Origin of the sequence: Uliginosibacterium sp. H1 (assembly GCF_036017065.1) — a bacterium.
In the GTDB taxonomy this organism is placed as follows: domain Bacteria; phylum Pseudomonadota; class Gammaproteobacteria; order Burkholderiales; family Rhodocyclaceae; genus Uliginosibacterium.
Window position 1 is genome coordinate 762,349 of sequence record NZ_JAYXHR010000001.1, and the last position, 14,690, is coordinate 777,038.

Genomic DNA, 14,690 nt, shown 5'->3' on the forward strand with positions numbered 1-14,690 from the left:
AATCCTTGTCTTCCGGGCGCCACGGGCGCCCTCCCCGCACCGAACCGGAACCACCGTGAGCACCCCCAAGGACACCGCGCCCGCCCAGGCCAGCAACTTCCTGAAGAACATCATCGAGCGCGACCTCGAGACCGGCACCTATGCCAGCCGCCGCTGGGCCGGCTCGCCCGGCGACGCTGCGCACCAGTCCGCCGGCCAGCCCGACCCGGCGAAGATCCGCACCCGTTTTCCGCCGGAGCCGAACGGCTACCTGCACATCGGCCACGCCAAGAGCATCTGCCTGAACTTCGGCCTCGCGCGCGACTATGGCGGCGTCTGCCACATGCGCTTCGACGACACCAACCCGGAGAAGGAAGAACAGGAATACGTCGACTCCATCGTCGACGCGGTGAAGTGGCTGGGTTTCGGCTGGGAAGCCAACAACGACTCGCACCTGTATTTCGCCAGCGACTACTTCGAGTTCATGTACCGCGCCGCGCAGTACCTGATCGAGGCGGGCCTCGCCTACGTGGACGCGCAGAGTGCGGAAGAGATGCGCGCCAATCGCGGCACGCTGACCGAACCGGGCAAGGACTCGCCCTGGCGCAACCGCCCCGCAGCGGAGAGCCTGCAACTCTTCGCCGAGATGCGCGAAGGCAAGCACGCCGACGGCAGCCTGATCCTGCGTGCGAAGATCGACATGGCGTCGCCCAACATCAACCTGCGCGACCCGGCGATCTATCGCATCCGCCACGCCGAGCACCACCGCACCGGCGACACCTGGTGCGTGTATCCGATGTACACCTTCGCGCACCCCATCGAGGATGCGCTGGAACAGATCACCCACTCCATCTGCACGCTGGAGTTCGAGGACCAACGCCCCTTCTACGACTGGCTGCTGGAGCGCCTGGCCGATGGTGGCCTGCTGGCGAAGCCGCTGCCGCACCAGTACGAGTTCGCACGGCTGAACGTCACCTACGTGATCACCAGCAAGCGTAAGCTGAAGCAACTGGTGGACGAGAAGCACGTGGATGGCTGGGACGATCCGCGCATGCCCACCATCGTCGGCCTGCGCCGCCGCGGCTACACGCCCGAGGCCCTGCAGTTGTTCTGCGAACGCACCGGTACCACGAAGTCCAGCAGCCTCATCGACTACAGCAGCCTGGAGATCGCGCTGCGCGACGACCTCGAAGGCAAGGCCGCCCGCGCGATGGTGGTGCTGGACCCGGTGAAGCTGAAGCTCACCAACTGGAACGACGTATTCGGTGCGGGCCATGTCGAGCCCTGCAGTGCGCCGGTGCATCCGCACCACGAGGAAATGGGCAGGCGCCAGTTCAACCTCACGCCGGAAATCTGGATCGAGCGCGAGGACTTCATGGAAGAACCGCCCAAGGGTTATCACCGCCTCACTCCGCCGCGCACCGACGCGGCGGGCGTGGAAGTTGCCGGCAGCATGAGCCGCCTGAAGTACGGCTACGTCATCCGCTGCACCGGCTGCGAGAAGGATGCGGGTGGGCAGGTCACCGCAGTGCTGGCCGAGATCGTGCCGGACACCAAGAGCGGCACGCCCGGCGCGGACAGCGTCAAGGTGAAAGGCGTCCTCACCTGGGTGAGCGCGAGCGAAGGCACATCGGCCGAAGTGCGCCTGTACGACCGCCTGTTCAGCGAAGCCCATCCCGACGCCGGTGGCCGTGATTTCCTGGAGGCACTGAACCCGCAATCGAAACAGGTCGTCACGGCCTTCGTCGAACCGGGCCTGGCCGCGGCGCCCGCGGGCACCAGCTTCCAGTTCGAGCGGCACGGTTACTTCGTGGCCGACAGCCAGGATCACCAGCCGGGGCACATCGTGTTCAACCGCACGACCACGCTGAAGGACAGTTGGGCAAAATAGGCGTCACACACGAGATGGCAAGGCACACTCGCCGCAATTGCCACATTCTTGCCACACAGGCATCGCACGAAAGCCAGGGAGGCTGGCGCGAATGAGCATCTTCGACAAACTCAAGAACCTGCTGGGCCAGGGCAACGAAGCTGCGCCACCGCCTGCTGCACCGGTGGAAACGCCGGCCGGTCCTGCCACACAGATGGAGCGGCGGACCCGCGAGCGCGTGAATGCCCGGGAAGGCACACGCGCCCTCATCATCGACGACTCGCCGACGATCATCGCCGCACTCGCGAAGATCCTCCGCTCGGTGGGTTACGTGACACTGGAAGCGCCGGACGCCGAGCAAGGCATCGAGATCGCCCGCAGCCAGCAGCCCGACCTGATCTTCCTCGACATCGTGCTGCCCGGCATGAACGGCTTTGCCGCCCTGCGCCTGATGCGACGCGATCCGCTCACGCGCAACATTCCCATCGTGATGATGAGTGGTAACGAACAGGCGACCGAGCAGTTCTTCGGTACCCGGATCGGCGCCGACGACTTCATGAAAAAGCCTTTCTCCCGGCTGGAGGTTTTCGCACGCATCGAGCGCCTGCTGGACAGTGACCTGATGCCACGCCGGCGCATCACCGATGCAACCGCCGCCCCTCCACCGCCCCCCGCACCTCCTGTGGCCTGAGGCTAGGTCTCTCGCCATCGCTGCCAGACTCGTCTGACGGCAAACTCAGCTTCATCCGGCGCTTGCCGGCGCGCGCTGCGCGAACAATTCACCTGCAAACCCGTCCGCCTGGATTGCCCCGCAACGGGCAGTCACGCCGGCTCACGCAAGGAGGATTGTCATGCGTCACAAACAGATTTCGGGTACGGCGAATCGTCGCGCCCTCGCCAAGGCCAGCCTGCTGGCGATCGTAGTTTCCGCGTCTTCCCTCGCACACGCCGAATGGGCCAACACCCAGGGCGTGCAACACTTCTGCTCGGGCGTCAGCCTGGAGAGCCGTGATGCGATGAGCTCTGCCGGGGCAGCGAATGCCAAAGTCATGCTGACTGCCGGCAAGGAAGGGGGCTACCTCAGCGACGTGCAGCTCACCGTCTCCGGCGGCGGCCTGACCCAGCCGGTGAGCTGGCAGAGCCCCGGCCCCATCTGCCTGCTGAAGCTGCCCGCCGGCCGCTACAAGGTGGATGCCGAATTCGACGGCGAGCGCAGGACGGGCACCTTGAACGTTCCGCCTGTCCAGTCCTCCAACCCTCCGTCGTTGATGCTCAACTTTCCTGAAGAGTGAGCGTTAGACCCCTGCCGCAGCCACCTCACATCACTATTCCAGGTTGCGGCACGAAGCCCCCCCTGATCGATAAGAAATGGAGTTCGAACATGATCAAACAAGCCTTTTGCATCGGCCTGTCCGGCCTTCTCGTCATCTCCGGTTGTGCCAGCATGACCGAGACCCAACGCGGCACCGCTGTCGGTGCGGGCGTGGGCGCAGCTTCCGGCGCAGCCATCGGCGGCCTGACCGGTAGTGACCACGTAGGCCGTGACGCGGCGATCGGTGCTGCGGTTGGCGCACTCGGTGGCTACATCTGGTCCAACCGCATGGAGCAGCAGAAGCGCGCGATGGAGCAGGCAACAGCGGGTACCGGCGTCAATGTGACCCAGACCTCGGACAACCAGCTGAAGCTCGACATCCCGAGCGACGTGTCCTTCGACGTCGGCCGCGCCGACATCAAGAGCAACTTCCGTCCGGTGCTGGACAAGTTTGCCGACAGCCTGAAGAACAATCCGGCGACCAACGTGCGCATCATCGGCCACACCGACAGCACGGGTTCGGATGCGATCAACAATCCGCTGTCGGTGAATCGCGCCGCGAGCGTGCGCTCCTATCTGGGCGACCGCGGTATCGCCACCGGCCGGGTGGCCATCGACGGTCGCGGCTCACGCGAGCCCGTAGCTGACAATGGCAGCGAATCGGGGCGTGCGAAGAATCGCCGCGTGGAGATTTTCGTCGCCGAACGCGCGCCGGGCTGATCGCGCGTTCAGAACCGCGCGCCCAGCATGAAAAAGGCCGGTAGCACGAGCAGCACGACATAGGGATATCCGACAGTAGGCCGCCAGGCATTCCCCAGATACTCCCGTAACAACCTCGCTGCACCCGGCCTCGCGGCCAGCCATTCCGAATGCAACTGGAATGCGCTGGCCGCGCTGCTTTCATGCGACGTCGGCGGAGCGCGCAGGATGGTTTCGATGCGCAGGATGCGCGCGCCGAGACGTGCTTGCGAGGTACGCAGGATGGCTTCCTGCAGCCATAGCACCAGCACGGCGAACACACCCAGCCAGGACGCCCCCCACAGCATCGCCAGACTCAGCACCACCGCCGCCAGCTTCACCCACAGGCAGAGGCGCTCGTATTGCTCATGGTTGTTCTGCAGGCACAACCACTCGGCCGCGAAGGCGGACGGAGTTCCCGGAGTGCTTTCGATGTGCATGGTGATGGCCCTGTGTAGAGGCTGCGGACGATAGCAGAGTCGGCCAGCCGTGACCGGCATGGTTCATGTTGCTGGGTGCAGCGGGCACAATGGCATTCCACCCACAACAATATCCTTCGCCATGTACCTGCCCAGCCTGCTGGTCTTCCTGCACATTGCCGCCGCCATCGTCTGGATCGGCGGCATGGCCATCATGCACTTTGCCGTGCGCCCGGCCGTCGCGCAGCTCGAACCACCGAAACGCCTGCCTCTGATGCACGCCATCCTGGCCCGCTTCTTCACGATGGTGAGCATCGCGGTGCCGGTGTTGCTGATCAGCGGCATCTGGTTGATGAGCCTGATGATGGGCAGCGGTGGCCGTCCGCCGGTGTCGATTCACGTGATGGCGGGCGTCGGCATCCTGATGATGGCGATCTACGGCCATATCCGCTTCGCATTGTTTCCGCGCCTCCGGCGCGGCGTCACGGCACAGGACTGGGCATCCGCTGCGGCGGCACTCGGCGGCATCCGCAAACTGGTTGCCATCAATCTCGGGCTCGGTACGCTCACCGTCGCCATCGCGCTCTTGGGGCGGGCACTGTTCTGAGCCGCAGCACCCAACAACAAAGAAAAAGCCCACCTTCCGGTGGGCTTTTCTCTGAAGCGAAGAAGCGCGCTTACTGCGCAGCCGGTTCGGCCGGCGACTCTTCCAGCAGGGCCTTCATGGACAGCTTCATCTTGCCCTTCTCGTCCACTTCCAGCACCTTCACGCGCACGACCTGACCTTCCTTGAGGTAGTCGCCCACGTTGTTGACGCGTTCCTTGGCGATCTGCGAGACGTGCAGCAGACCATCGCGACCCGGCAGGATGTTCACGAAGGCACCGTACTCGGCCAGACGCACGACCGTACCTTCGTAGATGCGGCCCACTTCCACTTCGACGGTGATCTCTTCGATGCGGCGCTTCGCGTCGTCGGCCTTGTTCTGGTCGTTGGACGCGATGGTGATGGTGCCGTCGTCCTGGATGTCGATGACGCAGCCGGTCTCTTCGGTCAGCGCACGGATCACCGCACCGCCCTTGCCGATCACGTCACGGATCTTCTCCGGGTTGATCTTCATCGTGAACATGCGCGGCGCGAAGGTCGACAGCTCGGTACGCGCACCGCTGATGGCTTCACGCATGAAGCCCAGGATGTGCAGGCGGCCTTCCTTGGCCTGCTCCAGCGCGATGTTCATGATGGCCGGGCTGATCGAGTCGATCTTCAGGTCCATCTGCAGCGCGGTGATGCCGTTGGCGGTACCGGCCACCTTGAAGTCCATGTCACCCAGGTGATCTTCGTCACCCAGGATGTCGGTCAGCACGGCGAAACGACCGCCGTCCTTGATCAGGCCCATGGCGATACCGGCCACGTGGTCACCCAGCGGCACGCCGGCATCCATCATCGACAGCGAGCCACCGCAGACGGAAGCCATGGAGCTGGAACCGTTGGATTCGGTGATCTCGGACACGATGCGGATGGTGTAACCGAAGTCGGCAGCCTTCGGCAGCATCGCTGCCAGTGCGCGCTTGGCCAGACGACCGTGGCCCACTTCGCGACGCTTCGGCGCGCCCATGCGGCCCGTTTCGCCAGTGGCGTACGGGGGCATGTTGTAGTGGAGCATGAAGTTTTCTTTGTACTCGCCGGCGATGGCGTCGATGATCTGCTCGTCGCGGCCGGTACCCAGCGTGGTGACCACCAGCGCCTGGGTTTCGCCACGGGTGAACAGTGCCGAGCCGTGAACACGCGGCAGCACGCCGGTGCGGATGCTGATCGGACGCACGGTACGCGTGTCGCGGCCGTCGATACGGGCCTCGCCGGCCAGGATGCGGCTGCGGACGATCTCGGCTTCCAGCGCGAACAGGATGTCCTTCACGTCGGCGTCGGTCGGCGCACCTTCTTCGCCGGTGGCGATGGCGCTCACGGCCTTCTTCGTTGCGTCCTTCAGTGCCTGGCTGCGCTGCTGCTTCACGGTCAGGCCGAAAGCGGCCTGCAGGTCGGCTTGCACGAGGTCGCGCACGCGGGCGATCAGGCCTTCGTTCTTGGCCGGCGCGGTCCATTCCCATTCCGGCTTGCCGGCTTGTTCCACCAGCTCCAGGATGGCGTTGATGGCGGCCTGCATCTGCTGGTGACCATATACAACGGCGCCCAGCATCACTTCTTCGGACAGTTGCTGGGCTTCGGATTCCACCATCAGCACACCGGCCTGCGTACCGGCAACGACCAGGTTCATCTGGCTGTCAGCCAGCTCGGACACGGTCGGGTTCAGCAGGTACTGGCCGTCCTTGTAACCGATGCGCGCAGCGCCGATCGGGCCGTTGAACGGCACGCCGGACACGGCCAGCGCAGCCGACACGGCCAGCATGGCGGGGATGTCGCCATCGACTTCCGGGTTCAGCGACATGACGGTCGCGACGACCTGCACTTCGTTGAAGAAGCCTTCCGGGAAGAGCGGACGGATCGGACGGTCGATCAGGCGGGAGGTCAGCGTTTCCTTTTCGGTCGCACGGCCTTCGCGCTTGAAGAAGCCGCCGGGGATACGGCCGGCAGCGTAGAACTTCTCGACGTAGTCGACGGTGAGGGGGAAGAAATCCTGACCCGGCTTGGCGTCCTTGGCGGCCACGACGGTTGCGAGTACGACGGTGTCGTCGACGGTGACGATGACCGCGCCACCGGCTTGGCGAGCGACTTCGCCGGTTTCGAAGGTGACGGTCTGGTTACCGTACTGGAACGATTTCTTGATTGCGGTAGGCATGTGGATTCCTTTCAGCAGACGCGCGCCCGTACCGACGGACGGCGGTGATGCACGCGCTTTGATCTATCGAGCGCGCTGGCGCGGCTGGGGGCCAAGGGCCGATCCGGCACCAACCGGATCCCGATCGCCGGGGAGAAGCAAAAAGCGGAAAAAGCGAACTAAGAGCGAACCAAGCGAAACCAGGCAGAGCCTGGCGAACTACGAGAACTACGGAACAACAAAAACAAAGCCGGTGGCCACGAGGGCGAACCGGCTTTGCTTGCGGTCACTGGCGGATCACTGCGGCCCCGCCTGCTGGCAGGGCTTGCGCTGCAAAAGCGCCCATGACCACGAATTACTTGCGCAGACCCAGGCGCTCGATCAGACCGCGGTAGCGGTCGTAGCTCTTGCGCTTCAGGTAGTCCAGCAGCTTGCGACGCTGACTCACCATCTTCAGCAGGCCACGGCGGGAGTGGTGATCCTTGGTGTTGGCCTTGAAGTGGTCGGTCAGACCGTTGATGCGGGAGGTCAGCAGGGCGACCTGGACTTCCGGCGAACCGGTGTCACCTTGGGCCTGCTGGTAATCGGCAACGATCTGTGCCTTTTGTGCGGTGGTGATAGCCATCTGTGTCTCTAGTTAGTCGTTTCAACTCACGTAAGCACGCGATTTTACTCACATTCCCCGGTTTTACGCAAGACCCCGGATCAGCATGCTCAATGGCGGGCCAGTTCAGGGGCGGCACGGCGCAGGTAGTAAGCCATCGACCAGATGGTCAGGGCGGCCGCCAGAACAATCAGCACCTGGCCGATCAGGGCGATCGGCAGGCCCAGCAGGTCGTTGTGGAACAGCAGCATGGGGATCGCCACCATCTGCGCGGCGGTCTTCAGCTTGCCAATGTAGGAGACCGCCACGCTCTTGCTGGCGCCCACCTTGGCCATCCATTCGCGCAGGGCGGAGATGGTGATTTCGCGGCCGATGATGATGAAGGCGATGATCGCGTCGCAGCGGTCCAGCTGCACCAGCATCACCAGCGCAGCGCCCACCATCAGCTTGTCCGCCACCGGGTCGAGGAAGGCACCGAAGGCGGAGGTGACCTCCATGCGGCGCGCCAGGTAGCCATCCAGCCAGTCGGTGATCGCCGCCACCGTGAAGATCACGCAGGCGGTCAGGTTCTGCATGAACGGCGAAAGCCAGCTGTCGGGCAGGTAGAACACCCCCATCACGAGGGGTATGAGCAGGATGCGCGCCCAGGTCAGCAGGTTGGGAAGATTCTTCATGTAAGGGGAAAGCTGTCGGCTTCAGTGCAGGGCGTTATAGATTTGCTCGGCGATTTTACGGTTGATCCCCTCGACTCTGCACAGATCATCGACAGTCGCCGCGCGCACGCCATCCAGGCCACCGAAAGTCTCGATCAGTTTCTTGCGCCGCGTCGGCCCGATTCCGGGAATGTCGTCGAGCTTCGAACCGATGCGGGCCTTGCTGCGACGGGCGCGCATGCCAGTGATCGCAAACCGGTGTGCTTCGTCGCGCACGATCTGGATCAGGTGCAGCGCCGGATGGTCGCCGCCGAGGCGCACCGGCTCCCGGCCATCGGCCCAGATGAGCTGCTCCATGCCGGCCTTGCGCTCCTCTCCCTTGGCGACGCCCACCATGCAGATGCTCTCCAGGCCCAGTTCGGTGAGCACTTCATACGCCACGCCGACCTGCCCTTTGCCACCGTCGATAAGGATCACGTCCGGCCGCATGCCCTCGCCAGCCGCAACCTTCTCGTAACGCCGCGTCAGCGCCTGGCGCATGGCGGCGTAATCGTCGCCGGGCTCGATGCCCGCAATGTTGAAGCGGCGGTACTCGCCCTTCTTCATGCCTTCGCCTTCCCACACCACGCAGGACGCAACCGTCGCCTCGCCCTGGGTATGGCTGATGTCGAAGCATTCGATGCGCACGGGGCGCTCGCTCAGGCCCATGGCAGCCTGCAGCGCGTCGAGCTGCTCCCCCGCCCGGCTGGTGTCGCGCAGGCGCGCGGTGATGGCCAGCTGGGCGTTCTGCTCGGCCATCTCCACCCAGGCCTTCTCGCTGGCGAAACGCGCGGCGATGACGCCCGGTGGCTTCTCGCAGGCCTCTTCCAGCACAGCGCGGACGGCATCCAGATCCGCCCCGGCGACGACCAGGCGGGCCGGCGCAGGATGCTCCAGATAGTGCTGCTCCACGAAAGCCAGCAACGCGTCCGCCGCACTCATGCCCTCGCCGCCTTGCGGAAACTGCGGCCGGTCGCCGAGGTGACGACCGCCCCGCACCATGGCGAGATTGACGCACACCAGCGCGCCCTGCTCCACCGCGGCGACGATGTCGACGTCCTCGTCCTTGCCGGAGTCCACGTACTGCTTGTGCAGCACCTTCTGAACCGAGCGCAACTGGTCGCGGAACATCGCCGCCTGCTCGAAGGCCAGTCGTTCCGAGGCCTCGCCCATCTTGCCGGTGAGCGCATCGACGATGTCGTTGGTACGACCGGACAGGAAGAGATTCGCCAGGCGGATGTCTTCGGCATAGTCCTCCGCCGATACCAGCCCGACACAGGGCGCCGTGCAGCGCTTGATCTGGTGCAGCAGGCAGGGACGCGCACGATGCGCGAACACGGAGTCCTCACAGGTGCGCAACTGGAACAGGCGCTGCAGCAGCTGAATGGTTTCGCGCGCCGCCCAGCTGTTGGGGTACGGGCCGTAGTAGCGCACGCCCTTCTCGAAGGCGCCACGGTAATAGGTGACGCGCGGGAAGTCGCCCGCAGTCAGTGCGATGTAGGGATAGCTCTTGTCGTCGCGAAAGAGGATGTTGTAACGCGGACGCAGCGACTTGATGAGATTGTTCTCAAGGATCAGCGCCTCGGTTTCCGAACGCGTCGCGGTGATGTCCACGCGCAGCACCTTCTGCACCATCAGGCCGATGCGCGGTGACGACGGGGTACGCTGGAAATAGCTGGTGACCCGACGCTTGAGGTTCTTCGCCTTGCCGACGTAAAGCACTTCGTCGCCATCGCCGATCATGCGATAGACACCGGGTTGCTCGGTCAGAGTGGCCAGGAAGGCCTTGGCATCGAAACTCACGGCCCGCAGGCGCTCAGGCCAGAGCGCTCACCCAGTCGGCAACGACACGTTGCGCAGCCAGGTATGCCGTGTTGCCGGCAAGGAAATCGCGCCCCTCGCGTTGCGGCAACAGGCGTTCGATGCGCGCCGCGCTGGCAACCGGGAAAACCGGGTTCCAGCCCGCCAGCAGACGCGCCGTCTCGTCCGGTCGATTGCACACGAGCACCATGTCGCAGCCGGCATTCAGCGCCGCATCGGCACGCGCGACGATGTCGCCGACCACGGTGGCCCCCTCCATCGTCAGGTCGTCGCTGAAGATCACCCCATCGAAGCCGAGCCGACCACGCAACACGTCCTGCAACCAGAACGGCGAAAAGCCCGCAGGCCGATCGTCCACCTTGGGGTAGATGACGTGTGCCGGCATGATCCCGGCCAGTCGCCCGCCGAGTGCATGCCGGTAGGGCTGCAGGTCTTCGGCCCAGATCGTGTCGAAATCGCGTTCGTCGACCGGGATCGCAAAGTGCGAATCCGCCGCCACGAAACCGTGTCCGGGAAAGTGCTTGCCCACCGCGCCCATCCCGGCCTGGTTAAGGCCTTCGGTCAGCGCGGTGGCCAGTTCGGCAACGATGCGTGGATCGCGATGGAAAGCCCGATCGCCGATCACGCCACTGGTGCCGAAATCCAGGTCGAGCACGGGGGTGAAGGACAGATCCAGGCCCAAAGCCATCAACTCGCCGGCCAGCACCAGACCGACTTCACGGGCGCGCACGCGGGCCGCCTCTTCATCCTGTTGCCACAGCTCGCCCAGGGCACGCATCGTGGGCAAGCGGGTGAAACCACTGCGGAAGCGCTGTACGCGGCCGCCTTCGTGGTCCACCGCAATGACCAGATGCGGCGTCCGCAGGGCATGGATTTCCGCACAGAGCTCGGCGACCTGTACCGGATTCTCGTAGTTGCGGGAAAACAGGATGACGCCGCCCACGAGGGGATGACGCAAGACCTCGCGTTCCTCGTCCGTCAGCCTGGTGCCTGCGACATCGCACATGACCGGGCCCGGGGGCAGGTGAACGGGAACGGCTTTCATCGGGACTCCAGGATGGCAAACGCGACGACGTATTCCTTTTCGTCGCTGATGGAAAGGTGGCTGCTCAACGCGCGCTCGACCATCGCGGCCTGCATCACGTCGTTCAGCACATAGGAGGGCTTGCCCAGTTCGTCATGCCCCACCGCCACGGCATGAAGCGTCAGCGGCGCCCGCAGCCCCGTGCCATAGGCCTTGGCAAAGGCTTCCTTGGCGGCGAAGCGTTTGGCGAGAAAACGTGCAGCATCCGGTGCGCGCGCCATCTCTCCGCGCTCGGTATCGGTCAGGATGTGCTCGGCAAATCCGTTGCCATGACGCTCCAGCGCCTGACGCATGCGTGCCACCGACACGATGTCGGTGCCGATGCCGAAGATCATTGTGTCGCGGCCTCGCGCATCAGGCGCTTCATCTCCCGCACCGCCTCGCGCAGGCCGACGAATACCGAGCGGCTGACGATCGCATGCCCGATGTGCAGTTCGCGCACCTCGGGCAAGGCCGCCACCGGCTGCACGTTGAAGTAGTTCAGCGCATGGCCGGCGTTGAAGCGCATGCCAAGGTCGACGATTGCAGCCCCCGCGCGGCGGATCTTGTCCAGTTCCGCGAGCACGGCCGGACTACGCGCGTCACGCCCTTTCTCGTGGAACGCCGCCGCATAAGGCCCGGTGTGGATTTCGCAGACGCGGGCACCAATCCGGTTCGCAGCCTCCACCTGGGGCAGGTCGGCGTCGATGAACACACTGGTCATGATGCCGGCATCGGCCAGCCGGGCAACGATGTCGCGCAGACGGGACTCCTGCGACACGATGTCCAGCCCGCCTTCGGTGGTCACTTCCTGCCGCCCTTCCGGTACCAGCATGGCCATTTCCGGCTTCAACTCCACCGCGATGGCCACCATCTCCTCGGTGGCGCCCATCTCGAAATTCAGCTTGATCTGGGTCTGGTCGCGCAGCCGGCGTACGTCGTGATCCTGGATATGGCGGCGGTCCTCGCGCAGATGAACGGTGATGCCATCCGCCCCGCCCAGATGCGCCTCCACCGCGGCCCACACCGGGTCCGGCTCATAAGTACGACGGGCCTGACGCAACGTGGCCACATGGTCGATATTGACGCCCAGTTCGATCACAGTTCTTGCAGCTCCATGAAAATACGGCGGGACTCCAGCCCTTGCGTGCCGAGATAGTGTTGCAGCAGACGCCGCATCAGCGGACGTGCTGCCTGCTGGGTCTCGGCCGCGGAAAAATCGTCGCGCGCCATCGCCAGCAGGACATGGCCCGGCAGCACCGGCGCATCCTCCAGCCCTGTCGTCGCCTCGACGAGACCACGCTCGATTATAAAGAGGTAGCGCCCGTCTTCCCGAACAGGCTCGCCGCTGTCAGCCAGCGCATCCAGTGATGGCGCATAACCGAGTTCGCGCAGCAACTGCAGTTCGAAACTGCGCAACAGCGGCGGAATGCTGGCGGAGCCGGCAAGCTGCTTCAGCGTCTCGGCGTAAGCATCGAACAGGCGCGAATGGGCATCCTCCCGCGGCAGCAGGCGCAGCAGGAGTTCATTGAGGTAGTAGCCCGACAGCAAGGCGGCGCCCCCCAGCAAAGGCTGGCCGCCTCGCCACTGCGCGTCCATGAGTGTCTTCACCTCGCCACGCCCGCTCCAGCCGACCACCAGAGGCTGGAAGGCCATCAGCAGGCCACGCAGCGGGGAGGCCGGACGACGCGCACCCTTGGCCACCAGCGGCAAGCGACCATGGGCCCGGCTGAAGACCTCGACGATCAGGCTGGTTTCGCGCCAGGACGTGCTGTGCAGCACGTAGGCTGGCTGTTCGTCGATGCGCAGGCGGGTGCTCATGCGCGTGAAGCCAAGCGATCAGTCGTAGCCAAGACTCTTGAGCGCACGCTCGTCGTCCGCCCAGCCGCTCTTCACTTTGACCCAGACCTCGAGATAGACCTTGCCGTCGAAGAGCTTCTCGAGCTCGATGCGCGCCTCGGTGGAGATGCGCTTGAGGTGCTCGCCGCCCTTGCCGATCACGATGCCCTTGTGGCTGTCACGGTCGACGATGATGGCGGCGAAGATACGACGCAGCGCCCCTTCGGTCTCGAACTTCTCGATCTCGACCGTCATGCCGTAGGGCAACTCCTCGCCCAGCAGGCGGAAGAGCTTTTCGCGCAGGAACTCCGCAGCGAGGAAACGCTCGCTACGGTCGGTGATGTCGTCCTCGCCGTACATGTGCTCGCCTTCAGGCAGGTACTTGGCAAGCGCCTCCAGCAAATGAGTGGCGTTGTGCCCGCGCTGTGCGCTGATCGGCACGCTCTCGGCAAATTCGCGCTGGGCCGCCATCTTCTGCAGGAAGGGCAGGAGCTTCGCTTTGTCCTCCTCCAGATCGATCTTGTTGATCGCCAGCACCACGCGCGCGCTGTCCGGAATCAGCTCCATGACCTTGCGGTCCTCTTCGCCAAAGCGATCCGCCTCGATCACGAACAGCACGATGTCGACTTCCGCCAGCACCTGGGTGACGGTCCGGTTCATCGTACGGTTCAGCGCGTTGCGGTGCCGCGTCTGGAAGCCGGGCGTGTCGACGAACACGAACTGGTTCGCTCCTTCCGTGAGCACACCGGTGATGCGATGCCGGGTGGTCTGCGGCTTGCGCGAGACGATGCTGATCTTCTGCCCGACCAGACGGTTGAGCAGCGTCGACTTGCCGACGTTGGGGCGACCGACTATCGCGATGAAACCGGTACGGGATGAGGGACTGACGGGACTGTTCATTTTGCTTCCAGTGCTGCCAGTGCGGCCTCGGCTGCAGCCTGCTCCGCGGCGCGCCGGCTTACGCCGACACCTCGGGGAGACTCCTTCAACAGCGCGATCTGGCAACTGACTTCGAATTCCTGAGCGTGGGCCTCACCGCGCACTTCCACGAGGCTGTACTGCGGCAAGGGCAGACGACGCGCCTGCAGGAGCTCCTGCAACGTCGTTTTGGGGTCTTTCAGTTGCCTCGCGGGATCAAGCGACGCAAGACTGTCGGCGTACAGGCGGAGGATGACTTCACGTGCCGCCTCGAACCCTGAATCAAGATAGACCGCGCCGACAAGTGCTTCCACCGCATCCGCCAGAATCGAAGGACGACGATGCCCGCCGCTCTTCATCTCGCCATCCCCCAGGCGCAGGCATTCACCCACGCCAAGGCGCTCGGCGATTTTCTGCAGTGCATCCTGGCGAACCAGCTGGGCACGCAGGCGGGAGAGCTCGCCTTCCCGCAGGTCCGAGAAGCGTACATACAGAGCTTCGGCAATCACCATGTTGAGGATGCCGTCGCCGAGAAACTCCAGGCGCTCGTTGTGATCGGCGCTGAAGCTGCGGTGCGTCAGCGCTTGTTCAAGCAGCGCGGGGCGGCCAAAAGAGTGGCCAAGCCGGTTCTCGATGTCACGCCTCTGCACCACACCAACCAATG

16 protein-coding genes are annotated in these 14,690 nt (G+C 64.5%); 5 read left to right on the forward strand and 11 right to left on the reverse strand.

Features of this window, described 5'->3' with window-relative positions; genetic code table 11:
* The first annotated feature begins 55 nt into the window (after nt 1-55).
* From VVD47_RS03465 to VVD47_RS03480, 4 genes are all read left to right on the forward strand, one after another.
* Nucleotides 56-1,870, forward strand: coding sequence for a glutamine--tRNA ligase/YqeY domain fusion protein (locus VVD47_RS03465; RefSeq protein ID WP_327602006.1), 1,815 nt, complete (start codon nt 56-58; stop codon nt 1,868-1,870).
* A gap of 91 nt (nt 1,871-1,961) precedes the next feature.
* Entirely contained in the window at nt 1,962-2,540 is a 579-nt protein-coding gene (locus tag VVD47_RS03470) for a response regulator (RefSeq protein WP_327602007.1), read from the forward strand.
* A gap of 160 nt (nt 2,541-2,700) precedes the next feature.
* Nucleotides 2,701-3,141: a hypothetical protein gene (locus tag VVD47_RS03475; RefSeq protein ID WP_327602008.1), complete on the forward strand. Its 441-nt coding sequence runs from the start codon at nt 2,701-2,703 to the stop codon at nt 3,139-3,141.
* 89 nt (nt 3,142-3,230) lie between these two features.
* Nucleotides 3,231-3,881 (forward strand): OmpA family protein, encoded by a 651-nt coding sequence (locus tag VVD47_RS03480; RefSeq protein ID WP_327602009.1) that lies wholly within the window; start codon nt 3,231-3,233, stop codon nt 3,879-3,881.
* Nucleotides 3,882-3,889: 8 nt separating this feature from the next.
* On the opposite strand, the gene VVD47_RS03485 is transcribed toward VVD47_RS03480, so the two are convergent.
* The gene (locus VVD47_RS03485) at nt 3,890-4,399 is read right to left on the reverse strand and encodes a hypothetical protein (protein ID WP_327602010.1); all 510 of its coding nucleotides are present in this window, start codon (nt 4,397-4,399) and stop codon (nt 3,890-3,892) included.
* Between VVD47_RS03485 and VVD47_RS03490 the strand changes: the two genes are divergently transcribed.
* Nucleotides 4,398-4,925, forward strand: coding sequence for a CopD family protein (locus tag VVD47_RS03490; protein WP_327603175.1), 528 nt, complete (start codon nt 4,398-4,400; stop codon nt 4,923-4,925). The two genes, VVD47_RS03485 and VVD47_RS03490, sit on opposite strands and share 2 nt — an antisense overlap.
* A gap of 70 nt (nt 4,926-4,995) precedes the next feature.
* Here VVD47_RS03490 and pnp read toward each other — a convergent pair whose 3' ends face one another.
* From pnp to rnc, 10 genes are all read right to left on the reverse strand, one after another.
* Complete coding sequence (pnp, locus tag VVD47_RS03495) at nt 4,996-7,110, reverse strand: polyribonucleotide nucleotidyltransferase (protein WP_327602011.1); 2,115 nt, start codon at nt 7,108-7,110, stop codon at nt 4,996-4,998.
* Between the two features lie 334 nt (nt 7,111-7,444).
* On the reverse strand, nt 7,445-7,714 hold the full coding sequence (gene rpsO, locus VVD47_RS03500; RefSeq protein WP_327602012.1) for a 30S ribosomal protein S15: 270 nt from the start codon (nt 7,712-7,714) through the stop codon (nt 7,445-7,447).
* Between the two features lie 89 nt (nt 7,715-7,803).
* A complete protein-coding gene (gene pgsA / locus VVD47_RS03505; RefSeq protein WP_327602013.1) occupies nt 7,804-8,367 on the reverse strand; it encodes a CDP-diacylglycerol--glycerol-3-phosphate 3-phosphatidyltransferase in 564 nt (187 codons plus the stop codon).
* A 21-nt stretch (nt 8,368-8,388) separates the two neighbouring features.
* A complete protein-coding gene (gene uvrC / locus VVD47_RS03510) occupies nt 8,389-10,128 on the reverse strand; it encodes an excinuclease ABC subunit UvrC (protein ID WP_443080957.1) in 1,740 nt (579 codons plus the stop codon).
* Between the two features lie 73 nt (nt 10,129-10,201).
* The gene (gene nagZ / locus VVD47_RS03515) at nt 10,202-11,251 is read right to left on the reverse strand and encodes a beta-N-acetylhexosaminidase (protein ID WP_327602015.1); all 1,050 of its coding nucleotides are present in this window, start codon (nt 11,249-11,251) and stop codon (nt 10,202-10,204) included.
* Nucleotides 11,248-11,625 (reverse strand): holo-ACP synthase, encoded by a 378-nt coding sequence (gene acpS / locus VVD47_RS03520; protein WP_327602016.1) that lies wholly within the window; start codon nt 11,623-11,625, stop codon nt 11,248-11,250. The genes nagZ and acpS overlap by 4 nt, the downstream gene beginning before the upstream one ends.
* Complete coding sequence (locus VVD47_RS03525; RefSeq protein WP_327602017.1) at nt 11,622-12,371, reverse strand: pyridoxine 5'-phosphate synthase; 750 nt, start codon at nt 12,369-12,371, stop codon at nt 11,622-11,624. The genes acpS and VVD47_RS03525 overlap by 4 nt, the downstream gene beginning before the upstream one ends.
* Complete coding sequence (gene recO / locus VVD47_RS03530) at nt 12,368-13,090, reverse strand: DNA repair protein RecO (protein WP_327602018.1); 723 nt, start codon at nt 13,088-13,090, stop codon at nt 12,368-12,370. The genes VVD47_RS03525 and recO overlap by 4 nt, the downstream gene beginning before the upstream one ends.
* Before the next feature lie 18 nt (nt 13,091-13,108).
* Nucleotides 13,109-14,008 (reverse strand): GTPase Era, encoded by a 900-nt coding sequence (gene era, locus VVD47_RS03535; RefSeq protein ID WP_327602019.1) that lies wholly within the window; start codon nt 14,006-14,008, stop codon nt 13,109-13,111.
* Nucleotides 14,005-14,688 carry a ribonuclease III gene (rnc, locus tag VVD47_RS03540; RefSeq protein ID WP_443080929.1) on the reverse strand — a complete coding sequence of 228 codons (684 nt, stop codon included), beginning with the start codon at nt 14,686-14,688 and terminating at the stop codon, nt 14,005-14,007. Before rnc ends, era begins: the two co-directional genes overlap by 4 nt.
* Nucleotides 14,689-14,690: the final 2 nt, after the last annotated feature.